This window comes from Microbacterium maritypicum MF109, assembly GCF_000455825.1.
GTDB lineage: Bacteria > Actinomycetota > Actinomycetes > Actinomycetales > Microbacteriaceae > Microbacterium > Microbacterium maritypicum_A.
The window spans coordinates 46,692-63,269 of sequence record NZ_ATAO01000057.1 but is presented as its reverse complement, the minus strand read 5'-3'; the positions used below and the strand labels follow the sequence as shown (position 1 = coordinate 63,269).

At 67.3% G+C, this 16,578-nt stretch carries 15 protein-coding genes; 4 read left to right on the top strand and 11 right to left on the bottom strand.

The annotated features are described in order from the left end of the window. Positions 1-8 precede the first annotated feature (8 nt). From era to hrcA, 8 genes are all read right to left on the bottom strand, one after another. Positions 9-905: a GTPase Era gene (gene era / locus L687_RS25225; RefSeq protein WP_031206746.1), complete on the bottom strand. Its 897-nt coding sequence runs from the start codon at positions 903-905 to the stop codon at positions 9-11. Then, complete coding sequence (locus tag L687_RS25220; protein ID WP_021198571.1) at positions 898-2,193, bottom strand: hemolysin family protein; 1,296 nt, start codon at positions 2,191-2,193, stop codon at positions 898-900. Before L687_RS25220 ends, era begins: the two co-directional genes overlap by 8 nt. Further along, positions 2,190-2,648: an rRNA maturation RNase YbeY gene (ybeY, locus tag L687_RS25215; protein ID WP_021198570.1), complete on the bottom strand. Its 459-nt coding sequence runs from the start codon at positions 2,646-2,648 to the stop codon at positions 2,190-2,192. The genes L687_RS25220 and ybeY overlap by 4 nt, the downstream gene beginning before the upstream one ends. Next, entirely contained in the window at positions 2,645-3,670 is a 1,026-nt protein-coding gene (locus L687_RS25210; RefSeq protein ID WP_208323627.1) for a PhoH family protein, read from the bottom strand. Before L687_RS25210 ends, ybeY begins: the two co-directional genes overlap by 4 nt. 79 nt (positions 3,671-3,749) lie before the next feature. Beyond that, entirely contained in the window at positions 3,750-4,100 is a 351-nt protein-coding gene (locus L687_RS25205; RefSeq protein WP_021198568.1) for a histidine triad nucleotide-binding protein, read from the bottom strand. Positions 4,101-4,167: 67 nt separating this feature from the next. Further along, complete coding sequence (locus L687_RS25200; protein ID WP_021198567.1) at positions 4,168-4,896, bottom strand: 16S rRNA (uracil(1498)-N(3))-methyltransferase; 729 nt, start codon at positions 4,894-4,896, stop codon at positions 4,168-4,170. Between the two features lie 2 nt (positions 4,897-4,898). Then, positions 4,899-6,014 carry a molecular chaperone DnaJ gene (gene dnaJ, locus L687_RS25195; protein ID WP_029260212.1) on the bottom strand — a complete coding sequence of 372 codons (1,116 nt, stop codon included), beginning with the start codon at positions 6,012-6,014 and terminating at the stop codon, positions 4,899-4,901. A gap of 37 nt (positions 6,015-6,051) precedes the next feature. Next, complete coding sequence (gene hrcA, locus L687_RS25190; protein ID WP_021198565.1) at positions 6,052-7,083, bottom strand: heat-inducible transcriptional repressor HrcA; 1,032 nt, start codon at positions 7,081-7,083, stop codon at positions 6,052-6,054. A 103-nt stretch (positions 7,084-7,186) separates the two neighbouring features. Here hrcA and L687_RS25185 point away from each other — a divergent pair, with 103 nt between their 5' ends. Continuing rightward, positions 7,187-8,605 (top strand): carboxylesterase/lipase family protein, encoded by a 1,419-nt coding sequence (locus tag L687_RS25185; protein WP_040569600.1) that lies wholly within the window; start codon positions 7,187-7,189, stop codon positions 8,603-8,605. A 13-nt stretch (positions 8,606-8,618) separates the two neighbouring features. Here L687_RS25185 and hemW read toward each other — a convergent pair whose 3' ends face one another. The 3 genes from hemW to lepA form a co-directional block, all read right to left on the bottom strand. Next, positions 8,619-9,836, bottom strand: a complete 1,218-nt coding sequence (hemW, locus tag L687_RS25180) for a radical SAM family heme chaperone HemW (protein ID WP_021198563.1) — start codon at positions 9,834-9,836, stop codon at positions 8,619-8,621. Then, entirely contained in the window at positions 9,836-10,489 is a 654-nt protein-coding gene (locus tag L687_RS25175; RefSeq protein ID WP_017830360.1) for a DUF1990 family protein, read from the bottom strand. The genes hemW and L687_RS25175 overlap by 1 nt, the downstream gene beginning before the upstream one ends. A gap of 84 nt (positions 10,490-10,573) precedes the next feature. Continuing rightward, a complete protein-coding gene (gene lepA, locus L687_RS25170; RefSeq protein WP_021198562.1) occupies positions 10,574-12,427 on the bottom strand; it encodes a translation elongation factor 4 in 1,854 nt (617 codons plus the stop codon). Positions 12,428-12,668: 241 nt separating this feature from the next. Between lepA and L687_RS25165 the strand changes: the two genes are divergently transcribed. From L687_RS25165 to L687_RS25155, 3 genes are read left to right on the top strand one after another with little or no spacing between them, the layout of a single operon-like run. Then, on the top strand, positions 12,669-13,652 hold the full coding sequence (locus L687_RS25165) for an ABC transporter permease (RefSeq protein WP_021198561.1): 984 nt from the start codon (positions 12,669-12,671) through the stop codon (positions 13,650-13,652). 2 nt (positions 13,653-13,654) lie between these two features. Then, positions 13,655-14,584 carry an ABC transporter permease gene (locus tag L687_RS25160; protein ID WP_031206745.1) on the top strand — a complete coding sequence of 310 codons (930 nt, stop codon included), beginning with the start codon at positions 13,655-13,657 and terminating at the stop codon, positions 14,582-14,584. Next, entirely contained in the window at positions 14,581-16,509 is a 1,929-nt protein-coding gene (locus L687_RS25155; RefSeq protein WP_021198559.1) for an ABC transporter ATP-binding protein, read from the top strand. The genes L687_RS25160 and L687_RS25155 overlap by 4 nt, the downstream gene beginning before the upstream one ends. The last annotated feature ends 69 nt before the right edge of the window (positions 16,510-16,578 follow it).

Below are 16,578 nucleotides of genomic sequence, written 5' to 3'. Positions count from 1 at the left end.
ATGTCATCTCAGAATCCGAGCCTGCCGAGCTGCTTCGGATCGCGCTGCCATTCCTTCGCGACCTTCACATGCAGCCCGAGGAAGACGCGCCTGCCGAGCAGCTCCTCGATGCCGACGCGCGCTCGTGCCCCCACCTCGCTGAGTCGCTTGCCCTTATGCCCGATGATGATCGCCTTCTGACTGTCGCGCTCGACCACGATCGAGGCGTGCACGTCGGTGAGGTCCGTGCCCTCACGGGGCGCGATGTCGTCGATGACGACGGCGATCGAGTGCGGGAGCTCGTCACGCACCCCCTCCAGGGCGGCCTCTCGGATCATCTCGGCGATCCGATCCTCCTGTGACTCGTCCGTCGTGATGCCCTCCGGATAGAGTGCCGGCCCCTTCGGCATCAGCGTCAGGATCTCGTCCGAGAGCACGTCGAGCTGCTCGCGCGTCAGGGCGGACAGCGGGATGACAGCGGCCCAGTCCTCACGCAGCGAATCGACCTCCAGGAGCCGCTCGGTGACCTCATCACGAGCGGCAGCGTCCATCTTCGTCACGATCGCGATCTTCTTCGCACGTGGGTAGCCATCGAGCGAGGCGGCAATCCGTCGATCCCCCGGACCGACCTTCTCGTTCGCGGGCACGCAGAAGCCGATGACGTCGACGTCGCCCAGCACCTGCTCGACGAGATCGTTCAGCCGCTCGCCGAGCAGCGTGCGCGGCTTGTGGATTCCAGGGGTGTCCACGATGACGAGCTGACCCTCGGGACGGTTCACGATGCCGCGGATCGCCCGACGCGTGGTCTGCGGCTTCTCGCTGGTGATGGCGATCTTCTCGCCGACGAGGGCGTTCGTCAGCGTCGACTTCCCGACGTTGGGGCGGCCGACGAATGTCACGAACCCGCTTCGAGTGTCGTCAGTCATCGTCTCGATCTCCTTCATCCTGCGAAGCGTCGGGTTCCCCCGCCGCACGTTCCACGAACACCGTCGCGATACCTCTGCCACGGCCGCGCGACGCGCCGCCCGTGAGAACCAAACCTTCCACGGTGGCCGTTGCACCGGGCTGCGGAACCTGTCCCAGCGCTTTGCCGAGCAGCCCACCGATCGAGTCGACATCCTCGTCCTCGAGCTCGAGACCGAAGAGATCGCCGACGTCCTCGAGCGAGAGACGGGAGCTCACGCGGTATCGTCCGTGACCGAGATCGACGAACTCCGCCGACACCTGATCGTACTCGTCGGAGATCTCGCCGACGAGTTCCTCGATCAAGTCCTCCAGCGTCACCAAGCCCGAGATCCCGCCGTGCTCGTCGATCACCAGACACACATGCACGGCGTCGCGCTTCATCTGCTGGAGGAGGGTCTCGGCGCGCATCGACTCGGGGACGAAGGTCGCCGGGCGCGCGATCGGCCGGATCGAGGCCGCGCGCCACGCGCTGTCGTCACGATAGGCGAACTGCACGAGGTCCTTGAGATAGAGCACGCCGACGACGTCGTCCGCATCGTCATCGACGACGGGCATGCGCGACACACCCCGGTTCAGGAACAGCGACATGGCCTCATCCGTCGTCGCCGTGGCATCGACGGTCACCATCTCGGTGCGGGGCACCATCACGGCGCGGACGAACTGATCGGTGAAGTCGAACACCGAGTGGATGAGATCGCGGTCGTCCTCCTCGATGAGGTCGTTCGACGCCGCCTCGTCGACCATGCTGAGCAGCTGGTCCTCACTGGTGAAGGAGCTGCGGCCGGTACCCGGCGTGACGCGGTTGCCGAGCACGACGAGTCCCTGGGCGAGGGGGCCCAGGAAGATACGGAGTCCACGCACGACCGAGGCCGTGCCGCGGATCATGCCCTCAGCGTGCTGGCGCCCGAACGAGCGCGGGCTCGCCCCCACGAGAACGAAGGTGATCGCGGTCATCAACAGGGCGGCGGCGAGCATCGCCCACCAGTTGTTCTCGATCAGGATGGTGAACGCCACCGTCACGAGCACGGCGGCCGTGACCTCTGCCAGCACGCGGATGAACGCCACGGCGTTCACGTGCGCATCGAGGTCCGCGGCGATGCGACCCAGAGCCTTGGCCCTGCGCCCTTCCGTCGCCATGTCGGCCAGACCCGCCCGTGACGTGACACCGTATGCCGCATCGATCGCGGACATGAGACCGCCGAAGGCCACCAGCAGCACGGCGGCGATCAGCAGGAGAGCCGCGGTCATCGCCGGCGTTCAGCTGCGGCGAAGCCCTGGATCAGTTCCTTCTGCAGCCCGAACATCTCACGCTCCTCGTCAGGTTCGGCATGATCGAATCCGAGAAGGTGAAGCAACCCGTGCGTGGTCAGCAGGATCAGCTCGTCCATCAGAGTGTGTCCTGCGGCCTGCGCCTGCGCTTCCGCGACCTGCGGGCAGAGGACGATGTCGCCGAGCAGACCGGGAGCCGTCGGGCGATCCTCGGTACCGGGGCGCAGCTCGTCCATCGGGAAGCTCAGCACGTCCGTGGGACCGGGCTCATCCATCCACTGCACGTGAAGAGCCTCCATGGCGCCCTCGTCGACGAGAACGATCGCCACCTCGGCGTCCGGGCTCACGTGGAGCTGTGCGAGGTTGAAGTCGGTCAGTCGCTGCAGCACAGTCTCATCGACGTCGATGGCCGACTCGTTGTTGATCTCGATCATGAGAGTCCTCGTTTCGGGGCGCGATCACGCGGTCCTGGTCGTTGCGCTCCTCGGCGCTCGGCACGATTGGCGAACTCGGCCGCCTGTTCGCGCTCGAACCGCTGCGCGGTGCGCTTCTCGTCGTACTCGCTGTACGCGTCGACGATGCGGCCGACCAACGAGTGGCGCACCACGTCATCGCTGGTGAGGCGGGAGAAATGGATGTCGTCGATTCCGTCGAGCACACGGGTGACCAGACGGAGACCGGACGCACCCTGCGGAAGATCGACCTGCGTGATGTCGCCGGTGACGACCATCCGCGTGCCGAAGCCGAGGCGCGTGAGGAACATCTTCATCTGCTCGGGAGTCGTGTTCTGCGCCTCATCGAGCACCACGAAGGAGTCGTTGAGGGTGCGGCCGCGCATGTAGGCGAGCGGGGCGACTTCGATCGTGCCCGTCGCCATCAGTCGCGGCACGATCTCGGGGTCCATCATCTCGTTCAGCGCGTCGTACAGCGGGCGCAGGTACGGATCGATCTTGTCCGTGAGGGTGCCGGGGAGGAACCCGAGCCGCTCCCCCGCCTCGACGGCGGGACGGGTGAGGATGATGCGGGTCACTTCTTTGCGCTGCAGGGCCTGCACCGCCTTCGCCATCGCGAGATAGGTCTTGCCCGTGCCGGCGGGACCGATGCCGAACACGATCGTGTTCTCCTCGATCGCGTCGACGTACTCCTTCTGCCCGAGGGTCTTCGGACGGATCACCTTGCCACGGGTAGTCAGGATCGCCTCGCCCAGCACCTCGCTCGGACGCGGTCCGCCCTCCTGGCGCAGCATGCGCGCGGAGCTCGACACATCGCTCGGGGCCAGGTCGTGCCCCGCCCTCGTCATGGCGAGGAGCTCGTCGACCAGCGCTTTCGCCTTCGCGACCGCATCGGTGCTGCCGCCGAGCGTGATCTCGTTGCCGCGCACGAGCACCTGGACACCGGGGTGCTCCTTCTCGAGCATCCGCAGAAGCCGGTCCTGGGGCCCGAGCAGCTGCACCATCGCGACGCCGTCGGCGTAGATCTTCTCGACGGCCTCGGGAGGCTGACCTCCCCGGCTGCGCTCCTGGGGTTCGTGGTTCTCAGGCACCGACGCTCTTCTCGGTCAATCCGCCGCCCAGCACATGCGCGTGGACGTGGAACACGGTCTGCCCGGCGTTCGCGCCGGTGTTGAAGACGAGGCGGAAGTCGCCGTCTTCGGTGTGCTCCGCGGCGAGCTCCCCCGCGAAGGCGATCATGTCGGCCAGCAGAGTGGCATCCCCGGCAGCGAGCTCGGTCACGTCGCGGTACTCCGCGGTCTTCGGCACCACGAGCAGATGCACGGGCGCCTGCGGCGCGATGTCGCGCAGAGCGAAGAGGCGGTCGGTCTCGCCGATGATCTCGGCAGGGATCTCCCCGTTCAGAATGCGCGTGAAGATCGAGGGTTCCGTCATGCCGTCAAGTCTACTGACCACAGCACGCTCGCAGTCCGGTGCGCGTGGGCAGGCGGGCGAGTCGCGTTCACCATCGTCCGAGTGCGACCGACAGCACGGCGATCGCGGCAGGCCCTGCCGTCGAGGTGCGCAGCACGGTATCGCCCAGGAGCACGCGCTCGGCCCCCGCCTCCGTCAGGCGGTGGAGCTCCTCTTCGGAGATCCCGCCTTCCGGCCCAACGACGAGCACCAGGTCACGGCCGTCCGTCACGATCTCGGACAACCGCACGGGGGCCTTCGGGTCGAGGAGCAGAACACGCTGCGAGCTGACGCGCTCGGCGAGTTGCTTCGTCGAGACCGGCGCGACCACCGCCGGGACCCACGCGCGGTGCGCCTGCTTCGCGGCCTCGCGCACGATGCTCGCCCAGCGCTCCCTCCCCTTCACCGCCTTCGGACCTTCCCAGCGCGACACGCTGCGACTCGCCTGCCAGGGCACGATCTCGTCGACGCCGAGCTCGCACGCGGCCTGTACGGCGAGCTCATCGCGATCGCCCTTCGCGAGCGCCTGCACCAGGACGATCCGCGGACGGGGCGCGGGGCGCTCGATGCGCTCCGCGATGAGCACGTCGACGCGAGCGGGCGACACCTCCTCGGCGACACCGGCCAACCACACTCCGGCACCGTCGCCGACCGTGACGGCCTCACCGATGCGAAGCCGTCGTACGACGGCCGCGTGCTTGGCTTCGGCTCCGGTCAACGACACGATGTCGCCGACTCCGGCATCGGTCGACGACTCGACGAGGAAATGCAGGGCCATGGTCAGTGGCTGCGGAAGCGGTCGCGGAGCTTCGAGAACAGTCCCTGTTGGAACTGCGCGAGCTGGGGCTCCGGCGACTTCGTCTTCTTGGCGAAGTCCTCGATCAGGGCTCGCTGCGCGGAGTCCAACCTGGTCGGGGTCAGCACCTGCACGCCGACCCGCAGATCGCCGCGCTGCGTCCCTCGGAGCGGCGTGATGCCGCGGCCCTTGATCGTGAGCACGTCGCCGGACTGCACACCGGCACGGATCTCGAGGTCCACCTCACCGTCCAGTCCCTGGATCTTCGTCTCCGTGCCGAGGATCGCATCCGTCATCGACACCTCGAGCGTGGCGAGCAGGTCGTCGCCCTCACGGCTGAACGCCGCGTGCGGGTTAACCGTCACCTCGACGTACAGGTCTCCGTTCGGTCCGCCCGCCTTGCCGACCTCGCCGGAACCGGGAAGCTGCAGACGGAGCCCCGTCTCGACGCCGGCCGGGATGTCGAGCGACACGGTACGGCGCGAACGCACGCGGCCCTGGCCACCGCACGTGCCGCAGGGGTAAGGGATCGTCGTGCCGTAGCCCTCGCACGTGCCGCAGGGCTGAGAGGTCACGACGTTGCCGAGCAGGCTGCGCACCTGACGCTGCACGTGACCGGAGCCACCGCAGATGTCGCAGGTGACCGGAGAGGTGCCCTCTTGGCAGCAGGATCCCTGACACGTCTCGCACAGCACCGCGGTGTCGACGTCGATGTCGCGGTGCGCACCGAACACCACATCGCCGAGGTCGAGGGTCACGCGGACGAGGGCGTCCTGGCCACGCTCGCGACGCGAACGCGGACGCGCGCCACGTCCGCCGCCCTGCGAGGCCCCGAAGAACGTCTCGAAGATGTCGCCGAAACCGCCGAAGCCGCCGAAGTTCCCTGCTGCACCGTCTCCGCCGCCCATGTCATAGCGCCGGCGGGAGTCGTCGTCGCTGAGCACGTCGTACGCATGCGTGACGAGCTTGAACTTCTCCGCCGCGTCCTCTCCCGGGTTCACATCCGGGTGCAGCTGCCGGGCGAGGCGCCGGTACGCCTTCTTGATCTCATCGGTGGAAGCGTCTCGGGACACCCCGAGAACCTCATAGTGGTCCGCCACAATCGCCTTTCTTGCGTGTGTCTCGGTGGCGACCGCGTCAGCGGCCGGCCTCGTCTTCATCGAGCATCCGCGACAGGTAGCGGGCCACGGCCCGCGCTGCGGCGAGGTTGCTCGGGTAGTCCATGCGCGTCGGTCCCATCACTCCGACGCGCGCCGTGCCGCTCGGGGCGGCGTAGTTGCTGGCGACGATCGACGCCTCGCCCAGGCCGAACGGGGCGTTCTCCGTGCCGATGCTCGCGGCGAGTCCGTGCTCGTCGGTCACCATCTCGCTCATCAGACGCAGGAGCGTCACCTGTTCCTCGATGGCTTCGAGGAGGGGGTGGATGCTGCCGCGGAAGTCCTGCTCCCGGCGCGCGAGGGTCGCCGCTCCCGCCATCACCAGTCGCTCCTGGCGGAAGCCGCCGAGTTCGTCGACGATCACCGCAGCAAGCGTGCGCAGCACGGCATCCTGGGGCTTCTCCTCGGCGACCAGCAACGCCTGCAGCCGATCGGATGCCTCCCCGATGCCCTGACCGGTGATCGACGCGGACAGCCGTGCGCGCAGCACAGCTATGTCAGCGTCGTCGATCGGCTCCGGGAGGACGGCCATACGCTGCGAGACCCCGCCGGCATCGGTCACGAGCACGATCAGAAGCCGGTTCGGCGCGAGCGCGACCAGCTCGACGTGCGTGACATGCGCGCGGGCGAACGAGGGGTACTGGGCGAGCGCGACCTGGCCGGTCAGCTGTGTCAGCACCCGCACCGTTCGCGCCATCAGGTCGTCGAGGTCGGCCGGCTCGCCGAGGAAGGACTCGATCGCCGAGCGCTGAGCCGACGAGAGCGGTCGCAGCTGGGCGAGGTGGTTCACGAAGACGCGATAGCCCTTGTCGGTGGGCACACGGCCGGACGAGGTGTGCGGAGCCGTGATGAGCTCTTCGTCCTCGAGCAGCGCCATGTCGTTGCGGATCGTCGCCGCCGAGACGCCGAACGAGTGCCGGTCGACGATGGAGCGGCTGCCGACGGGTTCGTGGGTCTCGACGTAGTCCTGCACGATCGCTCGGAGAACCTGGAGTCCTCGCTCTGTGACCATCGCCCTTCCCTTCCGCTGGCACTCGGACGTTCAGAGTGCCAATCCTACCCCGTGCAGCTCGGGATTCTCCGTACCGCGGGCGCACGACCCTAGGATGACGCTCATGACCACCTCGCCCCAGGCCACCCTGTCGAACGGCCTCGTCCGCGGCACCGAGGAGGCCGGGGTGGTCCGCTACCTCGGCATTCCCTATGCCCAGGCGCCGTTCGGGGAGAACCGCTTCCGCGCACCGCAACCCGTCCCGGCCTGGGAGGGCGTGCGAGAGGCGACGCAGTTCGGGCCGACACCACCCCAGGTCCCCTACGCCGGAGCGATCGGCGAGCTGCTGGGATCTGTGCGCATCGACGGCGACGACATCCTCACCGCGAACGTGTGGGCTCCCGCTGATGCCTCTGGCGCGCCCGTCCTGCTCTGGATCCACGGCGGCGCGCTCGAGCGAGGGACCGCCGCGCTGCCGCTGTACGACGGCACCGTGTTCGCCGCGGCAGGCCTCGTCTTCGTCTCGATCAACTACCGACTCGGTTCGGAGGGCTTCTCGGTGCTGGACGGCGCCCCGCGGAATCTCGGCCTGCGCGATGCCGCCGCCGCTTTGGAGTGGGTGCACCGAGAGGTCCAGGCGTTCGGCGGCGACTCGGCGCAGATCACCGCCATGGGCGAGTCGGCCGGTGGCGCGATCGTGGCCGGTCTCCTCGCGCGGGACACCTCCCGTGAACTGATCAGCCGCGCGATCATCGAGTCCGGCCCACTTCGCGCCCAGACCGCGCGGAAGGCAGGAAGAGTGACCGCGCAGATCGCGAAGCGACTCGGTGTGCGGGCCGACCGTGAGGCCTTCGCCGCGCTGACACCCGACCAGCTGCTGGACGCACGCACGGCGCAATCGGCGGGATCGTCACCCCTCGGCGGGGCACCGGGGTTCCAGTTCGCGATCGACGCCGAGAGCCTTCCCCGCTCGCCGCATGAGGTGCTCGGGGAGATCGACACCCCGCTCCTCATCGGCAGCAACACCGACGAGTATCGGCTCTGGTTCCCGCCGGAGGCGCTGGCCGCCATCGGCGGGATGAAGCTGCAGGCCGCACGGCTGCTGTCACGCATCCCCCGGCGCGCGGTGACCGCGTACCGATCCGCATTCCCCGACGCGATCACCGGGGAGATCTTCGGGCAGCTCGTCACGGACATGATGCTGCGTGCGCCCCTCAGCCGTGTGGCGGCGGCCCACCCGGACACGACCTACGTCTACGAGTTCGCCTGGCCGAGTCCGGTGCGTGACCTGCGGGCGGCCCACGCACTCGAGCTCGGGTTCGTGTTCGATCGGCTCGATGATGCCGAGGCCGAGCGACTGGCGGGTCCCGATGCTCCGCGCCGGCTCGCCGCCGAGATGAACGCCGCCTGGGTCGGGTTCGCGACCGCCGGAGACCCCGGGTGGCCCGCCTATGGGCCGGACCGCCGGACGCGTGTCTTCGATGCGGACAGCGCGACGGTGACGCAGCGGCGGACAGCGGGCATGGATCTGCTTCCCGGATGATTCCGAGAAGGAATCAGTCGGTCAGCTGGCGGACCACGGCATCCGCGAGAAGACGGCCCCGCAGTGTCAGTTGGATGCGCCCCTGCAGCGCTGCAACGGGGTCGACGAGCCCGTCGGCCATGAGCCCGGCGACCCTGCTCCGGTTCGCACTCGGCACGTCGTCGACGGCGATGCCCTCACGGATACGACTGAGCAGCAGGATGCGCTCGAGCGTGCGCGACTCCTCGTCCGGGCGCTCGGTGCCGGCTGCCGGAGACTCGGATGCCGAGAGACGCTGCGCGTACGCGGCCGGGTGCTTCACGTTCCACCACCGCAGGCCGGCGACGTGGCTGTGCGCACCAGGACCGAAGCCCCACCAGTCGCTCCCCCGCCAGTACGCGAGGTTGTGCCGCGACCGGCGATCAGGCGTGCGCGCCCAGTTGCTCACCTCGTACCAGTCGAAGCCACCGTCGGCCAGGCGCGCATCGGCGAGCTCGTACATGTCGGCCTGCAGGTCGTCGTCCGGCGTCGGCACCTCGCCGCGACGGATCTGGCGGGCCAGCTTCGTACCGTCCTCGATGATGAGCGCGTACGCGGAGATGTGATCGGGTTCGAGCGCGAGGGCAGCATCGAGAGAGGCCTCCCAGTCGGAGAGCGACTCCCCCGGTGCGCCGTAGATCAGATCGACGCTCACGGCGAGACCTGCATCCTTCGCGGCGGCGACAGCGGTGCGCACGTTCTCGGGGCGATGGGTGCGATCGAGCGCGGCGAGCACGTGGGGAACGGCGGACTGCATCCCCACCGACATCCTCGTCACCCCGGCATCCGCGAGAATGCGGGCCACCTCAGGTGTCACGGTGTCGGGGTTCGCCTCCACCGTGACCTCCGCACCCTCGGCCAGGCCGAACGCGTCGGTCGCCGCGTCGAGCATGCGTGCGAGGTCACCCGCGGGAAGAAGGGTGGGCGTACCTCCACCGAAGAAGACCGTGTCCATCGGCCGCCGTGCCCCGGCGTCGTCCAGCACGCGACGGGCGAGGGCGATCTCGGAGATCAACGTGGACGCGTAGTCCTCCTGCTTCGCCCCGCGCAGCTCGGTGGATGTGTACGTGTTGAAGTCGCAGTACCCGCAGCGCACCGTGCAGAACGGAATGTGCAGGTATGCCGAGAACGGAACGGCCGTGTCGATCGCGAGGTCGGACGGCAGGCGCCCGTCCGCTGGCGCGGGATCTCCGAGGGGAAGCGGTCCCGCCATCAGAGCGGGGTCGCGTAGAGCGGAGAGATCGCCCGGAGGTAGCGTGCGAAGAGCTCACGACGACGACGCTTCACGAGCGCGGGAATCGTGCGGTAGAGAAGACCGTTGGGCGCATCGAAGGCCCGGACGGTGAACCACACCTCGTCGTTGTCCTCACGCCAGTCCACGTCGAACGACTCCTCGCCGCTGACGACCGATCCGCCGACCGTGCCCAGGACGAACCCGACACGTCGGGTCTCCTCGGTGACGGAGATCACGCGCAGCTCGGAATCGGCGCGCATGCCGGCGACGCGTCCGCGAAGGTGCAGGGTCATCCCCGCCCCGACGAACGGCATCCCCTCGGCGTCGTACCGCGGCTCGACGTCTCGCTTGCTCGGAGCGATCGGGTTGCCTTCCGCGTCGAAGCTCACTCCGGCGTAGGCAGGTCCCGGCGCGGGTCGCACGTCCTCGACCGAGAGGCCGGCCGCACGCTGCGCCGTCCACGACAGAAGCGCTTCGCCAGCCGTCTGGAACCGTTCGACCCCACTGCCGATGCGCCAGGATTCCTCCGCCGGGATGCTGCGCTCCGGTGGGTACTGCATCAGGTCGGGCGCATGGGTCGCACCCACGGCCGCATAGTCCACCGTGTCGTCTCGGAAAGTCCCGCGCCGCATGACTTCCACCCTACTTCGCGTTACCTGAGCGAACACCCCCCACGCGCCGCGGGACGTCACATCCCAGGGCGCGATCAGACGTCGCTACTTCTTGTCCTTGCCTTCGACGTCGCCCGAGAGCGCGGCGATGAACGCCTCCTGGGGGACCTCGACGCGGCCGACCATCTTCATGCGCTTCTTGCCCTCCTTCTGCTTCTCGAGAAGCTTGCGCTTGCGGGTGATGTCACCGCCGTAGCACTTGGCGAGCACATCCTTGCGGATCGCACGGATGGTCTCGCGGGCGATGATGCGCGCACCGATCGCCGCCTGGATCGGCACCTCGAACTGCTGGCGAGGGATGAGCTTGCGCAGGCGCTCTGCCATCATCGTGCCGTAGGCGTAGGCCTTGTCGCGGTGCACGATCGAGCTGAAGGCGTCGACCTTCTCGCCCTGGAGAAGGATGTCGACCTTGACGAGGTCGGCCTCCTGCTGACCGGACGGTTCGTAGTCGAGCGACGCGTAGCCCTGGGTCTTCGACTTCAGCTGGTCGAAGAAGTCGAACACGATCTCGCCGAGGGGCATGTTGTAGCGCAGCTCGACGCGCTCCTCCGAGAAGTACTCCATGCCGAGCAGCGTTCCGCGGCGCGACTGGCACAGCTCCATCACGGTGCCGACGTAGTCCTTCGGCAGCAGGATCGCAGCCTTGACCATCGGCTCCGACACCGACCCGATGCGCCCGTCCGGGTACTCGCTGGGGTTGGTGACGGTGACCGTCTCGCCGGTGTCGCTCGTGAGCACCTCGTAGATCACGCTGGGCGCTGTCGTGATGAGGTCGAGGTTGAACTCGCGGGCCAGACGCTCGGTGATGATCTCGAGGTGCAGCAGCCCGAGGAATCCGCAACGGAAGCCGAAGCCGAGCGCGACCGAGGTCTCCGGCTCGTAGACGAGCGAGGCGTCAGAGAGCTTCAGCTTGTCGAGCGCCTCGCGCAGCTCCGCATAGTCGCTGCCGTCGATCGGGTACAGGCCCGAGAAGACCATCGGCTTCGGGTCGGTGTAACCGGGAAGGGCCTCGGAGGCCGGCTTCCGGGACGTGGTGATCGTGTCACCGACCTTCGACTGACGCACGTCCTTCACACCGGTGATGAGATAGCCCACCTCTCCGACGCCGAGTCCCTTGGTCGGAGTCGGTTCTGGGCTCGACACGCCCACCTCGAGCGCCTCGTGGTTCGCGCCGGTCGACATCATCTGGATGCGCTCGCGCGGCGAGAGGCTGCCGTCCACCATGCGCACGTACGTGACCACTCCGCGGTAGGCGTCGTACACGGAGTCGAAGATCATCGCGCGGGCCGGAGCATCCGCGTCTCCGGTCGGGGCGGGGATCTCCTGCACCAGTCGGTCGAGCAGATCCTCGACGCCGACGCCGGTCTTGCCGGAGACGCGAAGGACATCCTCGGGCTTGCCGCCGATGAGCGAGGCCAGCTCCTTCGCGTACTTCTCCGGGTCGGCGGCCGGCAGATCGATCTTGTTCAGCACCGGGATGATGTGGAGGTCGTTCTCGAGCGCGAGGTAGAGGTTCGCGAGCGTCTGCGCCTCGATGCCCTGTGCCGCGTCGACGAGCAGGATCGCTCCCTCGCAGGCCGCGAGCGAACGCGAGACCTCGTACGTGAAGTCGACGTGGCCGGGCGTGTCGATCATGTTCAGCGCGACGGTCTGGCCATCGAGTTCCCACGGCATCCTGACCGCCTGGCTCTTGATGGTGATGCCGCGCTCACGCTCGATATCCATGCGGTCGAGGTACTGCGCGCGCATGTCGCGATCGGAGACGACTCCGGTGATCTGGAGCATGCGATCGGCGAGCGTCGACTTGCCGTGGTCGATGTGGGCGATGATACAGAAATTACGGATCTGCGCAGCCGGCGTCGCAGCAGGCTGAAGAGGGGTGAGAGCGCGTGGGGACATGTCCACTCGATTGTACGGTCAGGGGAGGCTAATCCCCGATTCGGCCATACCGGTGATAGTCTCCCGAAGTTGCCAGGGAAAATCCGTGACACCGGATCCCGCAAGCGATAAGACTCCGTCACATACCCCGTGATGGTCGTCGCATCGCAGAGTTCGGTGGATGGCGATTGTGTATCCAACTGACTCAGCGTTGCGTCGGCAGATCCCGAGCGCGTCTGTAGAAGAGAAAGACTGACCCCTTTTGATCAAGTACCTCCTGCGCCGAGCACTCGGCTGGCTGCTGATGATCGTGGTCGCCACGAATCTCACGTTCTTCCTGGCGTGGGGCTTCCTCGATCCGCGCAGCAATTACGTGGGACGGCGTCCCCCGCTCTCGCCTGAGCAGATCGACAACGTCCTCACCCCGCGCAACCTCAGCGACACCGTTCCCCTGATCGAGCGGTGGTGGAACTGGTTCAGCAGCATCCTGTTCCGCTGGGACTGGGGTGTGAGCCCGACCGGTCAGTCCGTCAACGAGCAGGTCTCCTACCGCATGTGGATCAGCGCGGAGCTCGTCCTCGGCGCCACGATCATCGCCGCAGTGCTCGGCATCTGGCTGGGCGTCTACACCGCTTCTCGTCAGTACAAGCTCGCCGACCGCATCGGTCAGGCGACCTCGATCATCACGATGAACGTGAACATCATCGTCGCGGGCCTCGCCGTCGTCCTTCTCGCGATCTCGCTCAACGAGTGGACCGGCGTCCGCATCTTCTACGTGACAGGCTCCTCGAGTCCCGGTGTCACCGGCTTCTTCCCCGTCCTGGTCGACACGCTGCAGCACCTGACGCTGCCCACGATCGCGCTCGTGATCGTCGGCTACGCCCAGTACCACTTCCTGCAGCGTTCGCTCCTGCTCGACAACATCAACGCCGACTACGTGCGCACGGCGCGCGCGAAGGGCTTGACCAAGTCTCAGGCGATCCGCAAGCACGCCCTGCGGACGTCGCTCATCCCTGTCGCGACGCAGGTCGCCTTCACGATCCCGACGATCTTCACCGGCGCGATCCTGACCGAGCGCATCTTCGCCTGGCAGGGCATGGGGCGGTACTTCCTCGACACCATCAACAACAACGACATCAACGGCGTCGTCGCCGTCGCCGCGTTCGGCGCCGTGCTGACGGCGATCGGCGCGGTGCTCGCCGACATCGTCGTCGTCGTTCTCGACCCGCGAGTGAGGGTGAGCTGAAAATGACCACCGATATGATCGATCCCCTGGTCGAGCCGCCGGCCGTGCCGCCGACCGCCGACCGCGCCTCGGGAAAGTCGCTGTCCAAGTGGACGCTCTACACCCGCCGGTTCATGCGCAACAAGCCGGCAGTGGGCGGCGTCGTCGTTCTCTTCGTGCTGATCCTCTTCTCGACGCTCGGACCGCTCCTGTCGCCGTACGCCGTCGACAGCATGGACTTCCTCGCCCTGAGCCAGCCGCCGTCCGCTGCGCACTGGTTCGGCACCAACGGGGCTGGCAACGACACCTACACGCAGACCGCCATCGGCCTGCAACGCTCCCTCATGATCGCGATCACCGTCTCGGTGGGCACGACGATCCTCTCGGCGCTCGTCGGGACCGCGGCCGCGTACTTCGGCGGCTGGTTCGAGCGCATCGCTCTCCTGGTGATCCACTTCATGATGGTGGTGCCGACCTTCCTCCTGCTGTCGATCATCTCGAACGACTCCGGCGGCGTGTGGTGGGTCATCGCGTTCGTGATGATTTTCGTCAGCTGGTTCTTCCCCGCGAGGATCATCTGGACCATGACCCTGTCGCTGCGTGAGCGCGAGTACGTCCAGGCCGCTCGGTACATGGGTGTCCGGGGACTGCGCATCGTGACGCGTCACCTCATTCCGAACATCGGCTCGCTGCTGGTGATCAACTTCACCCTCGGCATCGTCGCGGCGGTCACGACCGAGACCGGGTTGTCGTTCATCGGCTTCGGCGTGAAGATCCCCGATGTGTCGCTCGGCTCGTTGATCGGCGAGGGCAGCTCGTCCATCGTCAGCTCGCCGTGGCTGTTCTATTTCCCCGCACTGATCCTCACGCTGCTGACCGTATCGATGGCGCTCATCGCCGATGGACTGCGCGATGCCCTCGATCCCACTTCGGCTGCAGGAGGCCGCGCATGAGCCCCGTACTCTCCGTCCGCGACCTCCGGGTCAGCTTCGCGTCCGAGGCCGGCCGCGTCGACGCCGTCCGCGGCGTCTCCTTCGACCTCGAGGCGGGAAAGACCCTCGGCATCGTCGGCGAGTCCGGGTCGGGCAAGTCCGTCACCTCGCTCGCCGTCATGGGCCTCCTCGACGAGAACGCCAAGGTCACCGGCTCCATCGTGTTCGACGGCCAGGAACTTCTCGGCAAGACCGACACGCAGCTCTCTGCCATCCGCGGCAACGGGATCTCGATGGTCTTCCAGGACCCGCTCACGTCTCTGACGCCGGTGTACACGATCGGCGCTCAGCTGATCGAGGCGTTGACCGTGCACCGCAACCTCAGCATCAAGGAGGCGACCGCACGCTCGATCGACCTTCTCAAGCTGGTGGGCATCACCGAGCCCGAGAAGCGGATGAAGTCGTTCCCGCACGAGTTCTCGGGCGGCATGCGCCAGCGCGTCGTGATCGCGATCGCGATGGCGAACGATCCGAAGCTGATCATCGCGGACGAGCCCACCACGGCTCTCGACGTCACGATCCAGGCGCAGATCCTCGACCTCATCGAGAAGGCGCAGGCCGAGACGGGTGCCGCCGTCATGATGATCACCCACGACATGGGTGTCGTCGCCCGAACGGCCGACGACGTGATGGTCATGTATGCCGGCAAGCCCGTCGAGCAGGCGCCCGTGCGCGAGCTGTTCCACCAGACCCGGATGCCGTACTCGATCGGTCTCCTCGGCGCGATTCCCCGCGTGGACAAGGCCGAGAAGGAACCGCTCACCCCGATCAAGGGCAACCCGCCGCTGCTGATCAATCTTCCGGACGCGTGCCCGTTCGCGGACCGCTGCCCCATCGTCATGGACGCGTGCCGCACCCGCGAGCCGGAGCTTCTTCCCGTGCTGACCGGTGGCGGCGAAGAGCACCGTGCGGCCTGCATCCGTGCGAACGAGATCACCGACGGCGGCCTGCTCGGCGGTCTTCCCGTGTATCCGGTGCGCGAGGCACCGGAGAGCGCCCTGACGCGACTCCCCCGTGAAGAACGCCCCATCACCCTCGAGGTGAAGAACCTCACCAAGACCTTCCCTCTGCTCAAGGGCGCGTTCCTGAAGCGGAAGGTCGGCGAGGTGCACGCGATCAAGGGCATCAGCTTCGACGTGCGCGAGGGTGAGACCTTGGCCATCGTCGGTGAATCCGGCTCCGGCAAGACGACGACGCTGCTGCAGATCATGGACATGGTGAAGCAGACCGACGGCGACATCGTCATCGCGGGAACGAGCGTCAACGACATCCACAGCCACAAGGTGGAGCGGGCGCTGCGCCGCGACATCCAGATCGTGTTCCAGGACCCGATGGGAGCGCTCGATCCGCGTATGACGGTCGCGGACATCATCTCGGAGCCGCTCTCGGCGATCGGTACCCCGAAGGCCGAGGCGCACCGCCGTGTGAAGGAGCTGATGGACCTCGTCGGACTCAACCCGGCGCACAGCGATCGCTTCCCGCAGGCTTTCTCCGGAGGCCAGCGTCAGCGCATCGGCATCGCCAGGGCACTGTCGACCAACCCCAAGATCCTGGTGCTCGACGAGCCGGTCTCCGCGCTCGACGTGTCGATCCAGGCCGGTGTGATCAACCTGCTCGACGATCTCAAGGTCAAGCTCGGGCTGTCGTACCTCTTCGTGGCGCACGACCTCTCGGTCGTCCGGCACATCGCCGACCGGGTCGCGGTGATGTACCTCGGCGACTTCGTCGAGCACGGCGATGTCGACGATGTCTTCGACAACCCACAGCACCCTTACACGAAGGCGCTGCTGTCCGCGATCCCGGTCCCGGACCCCGACATCGAGCGCACGCGTGAGCGGATCGTGTTCGATCCCGCCACGGTGACAGCGCGGCCTGCGGCCTCATGAACAGATCACGGATCACCGTCCGATAACGGTTAGCCGATATTCACTCGCCGCCCGGACATTCGCGGATCC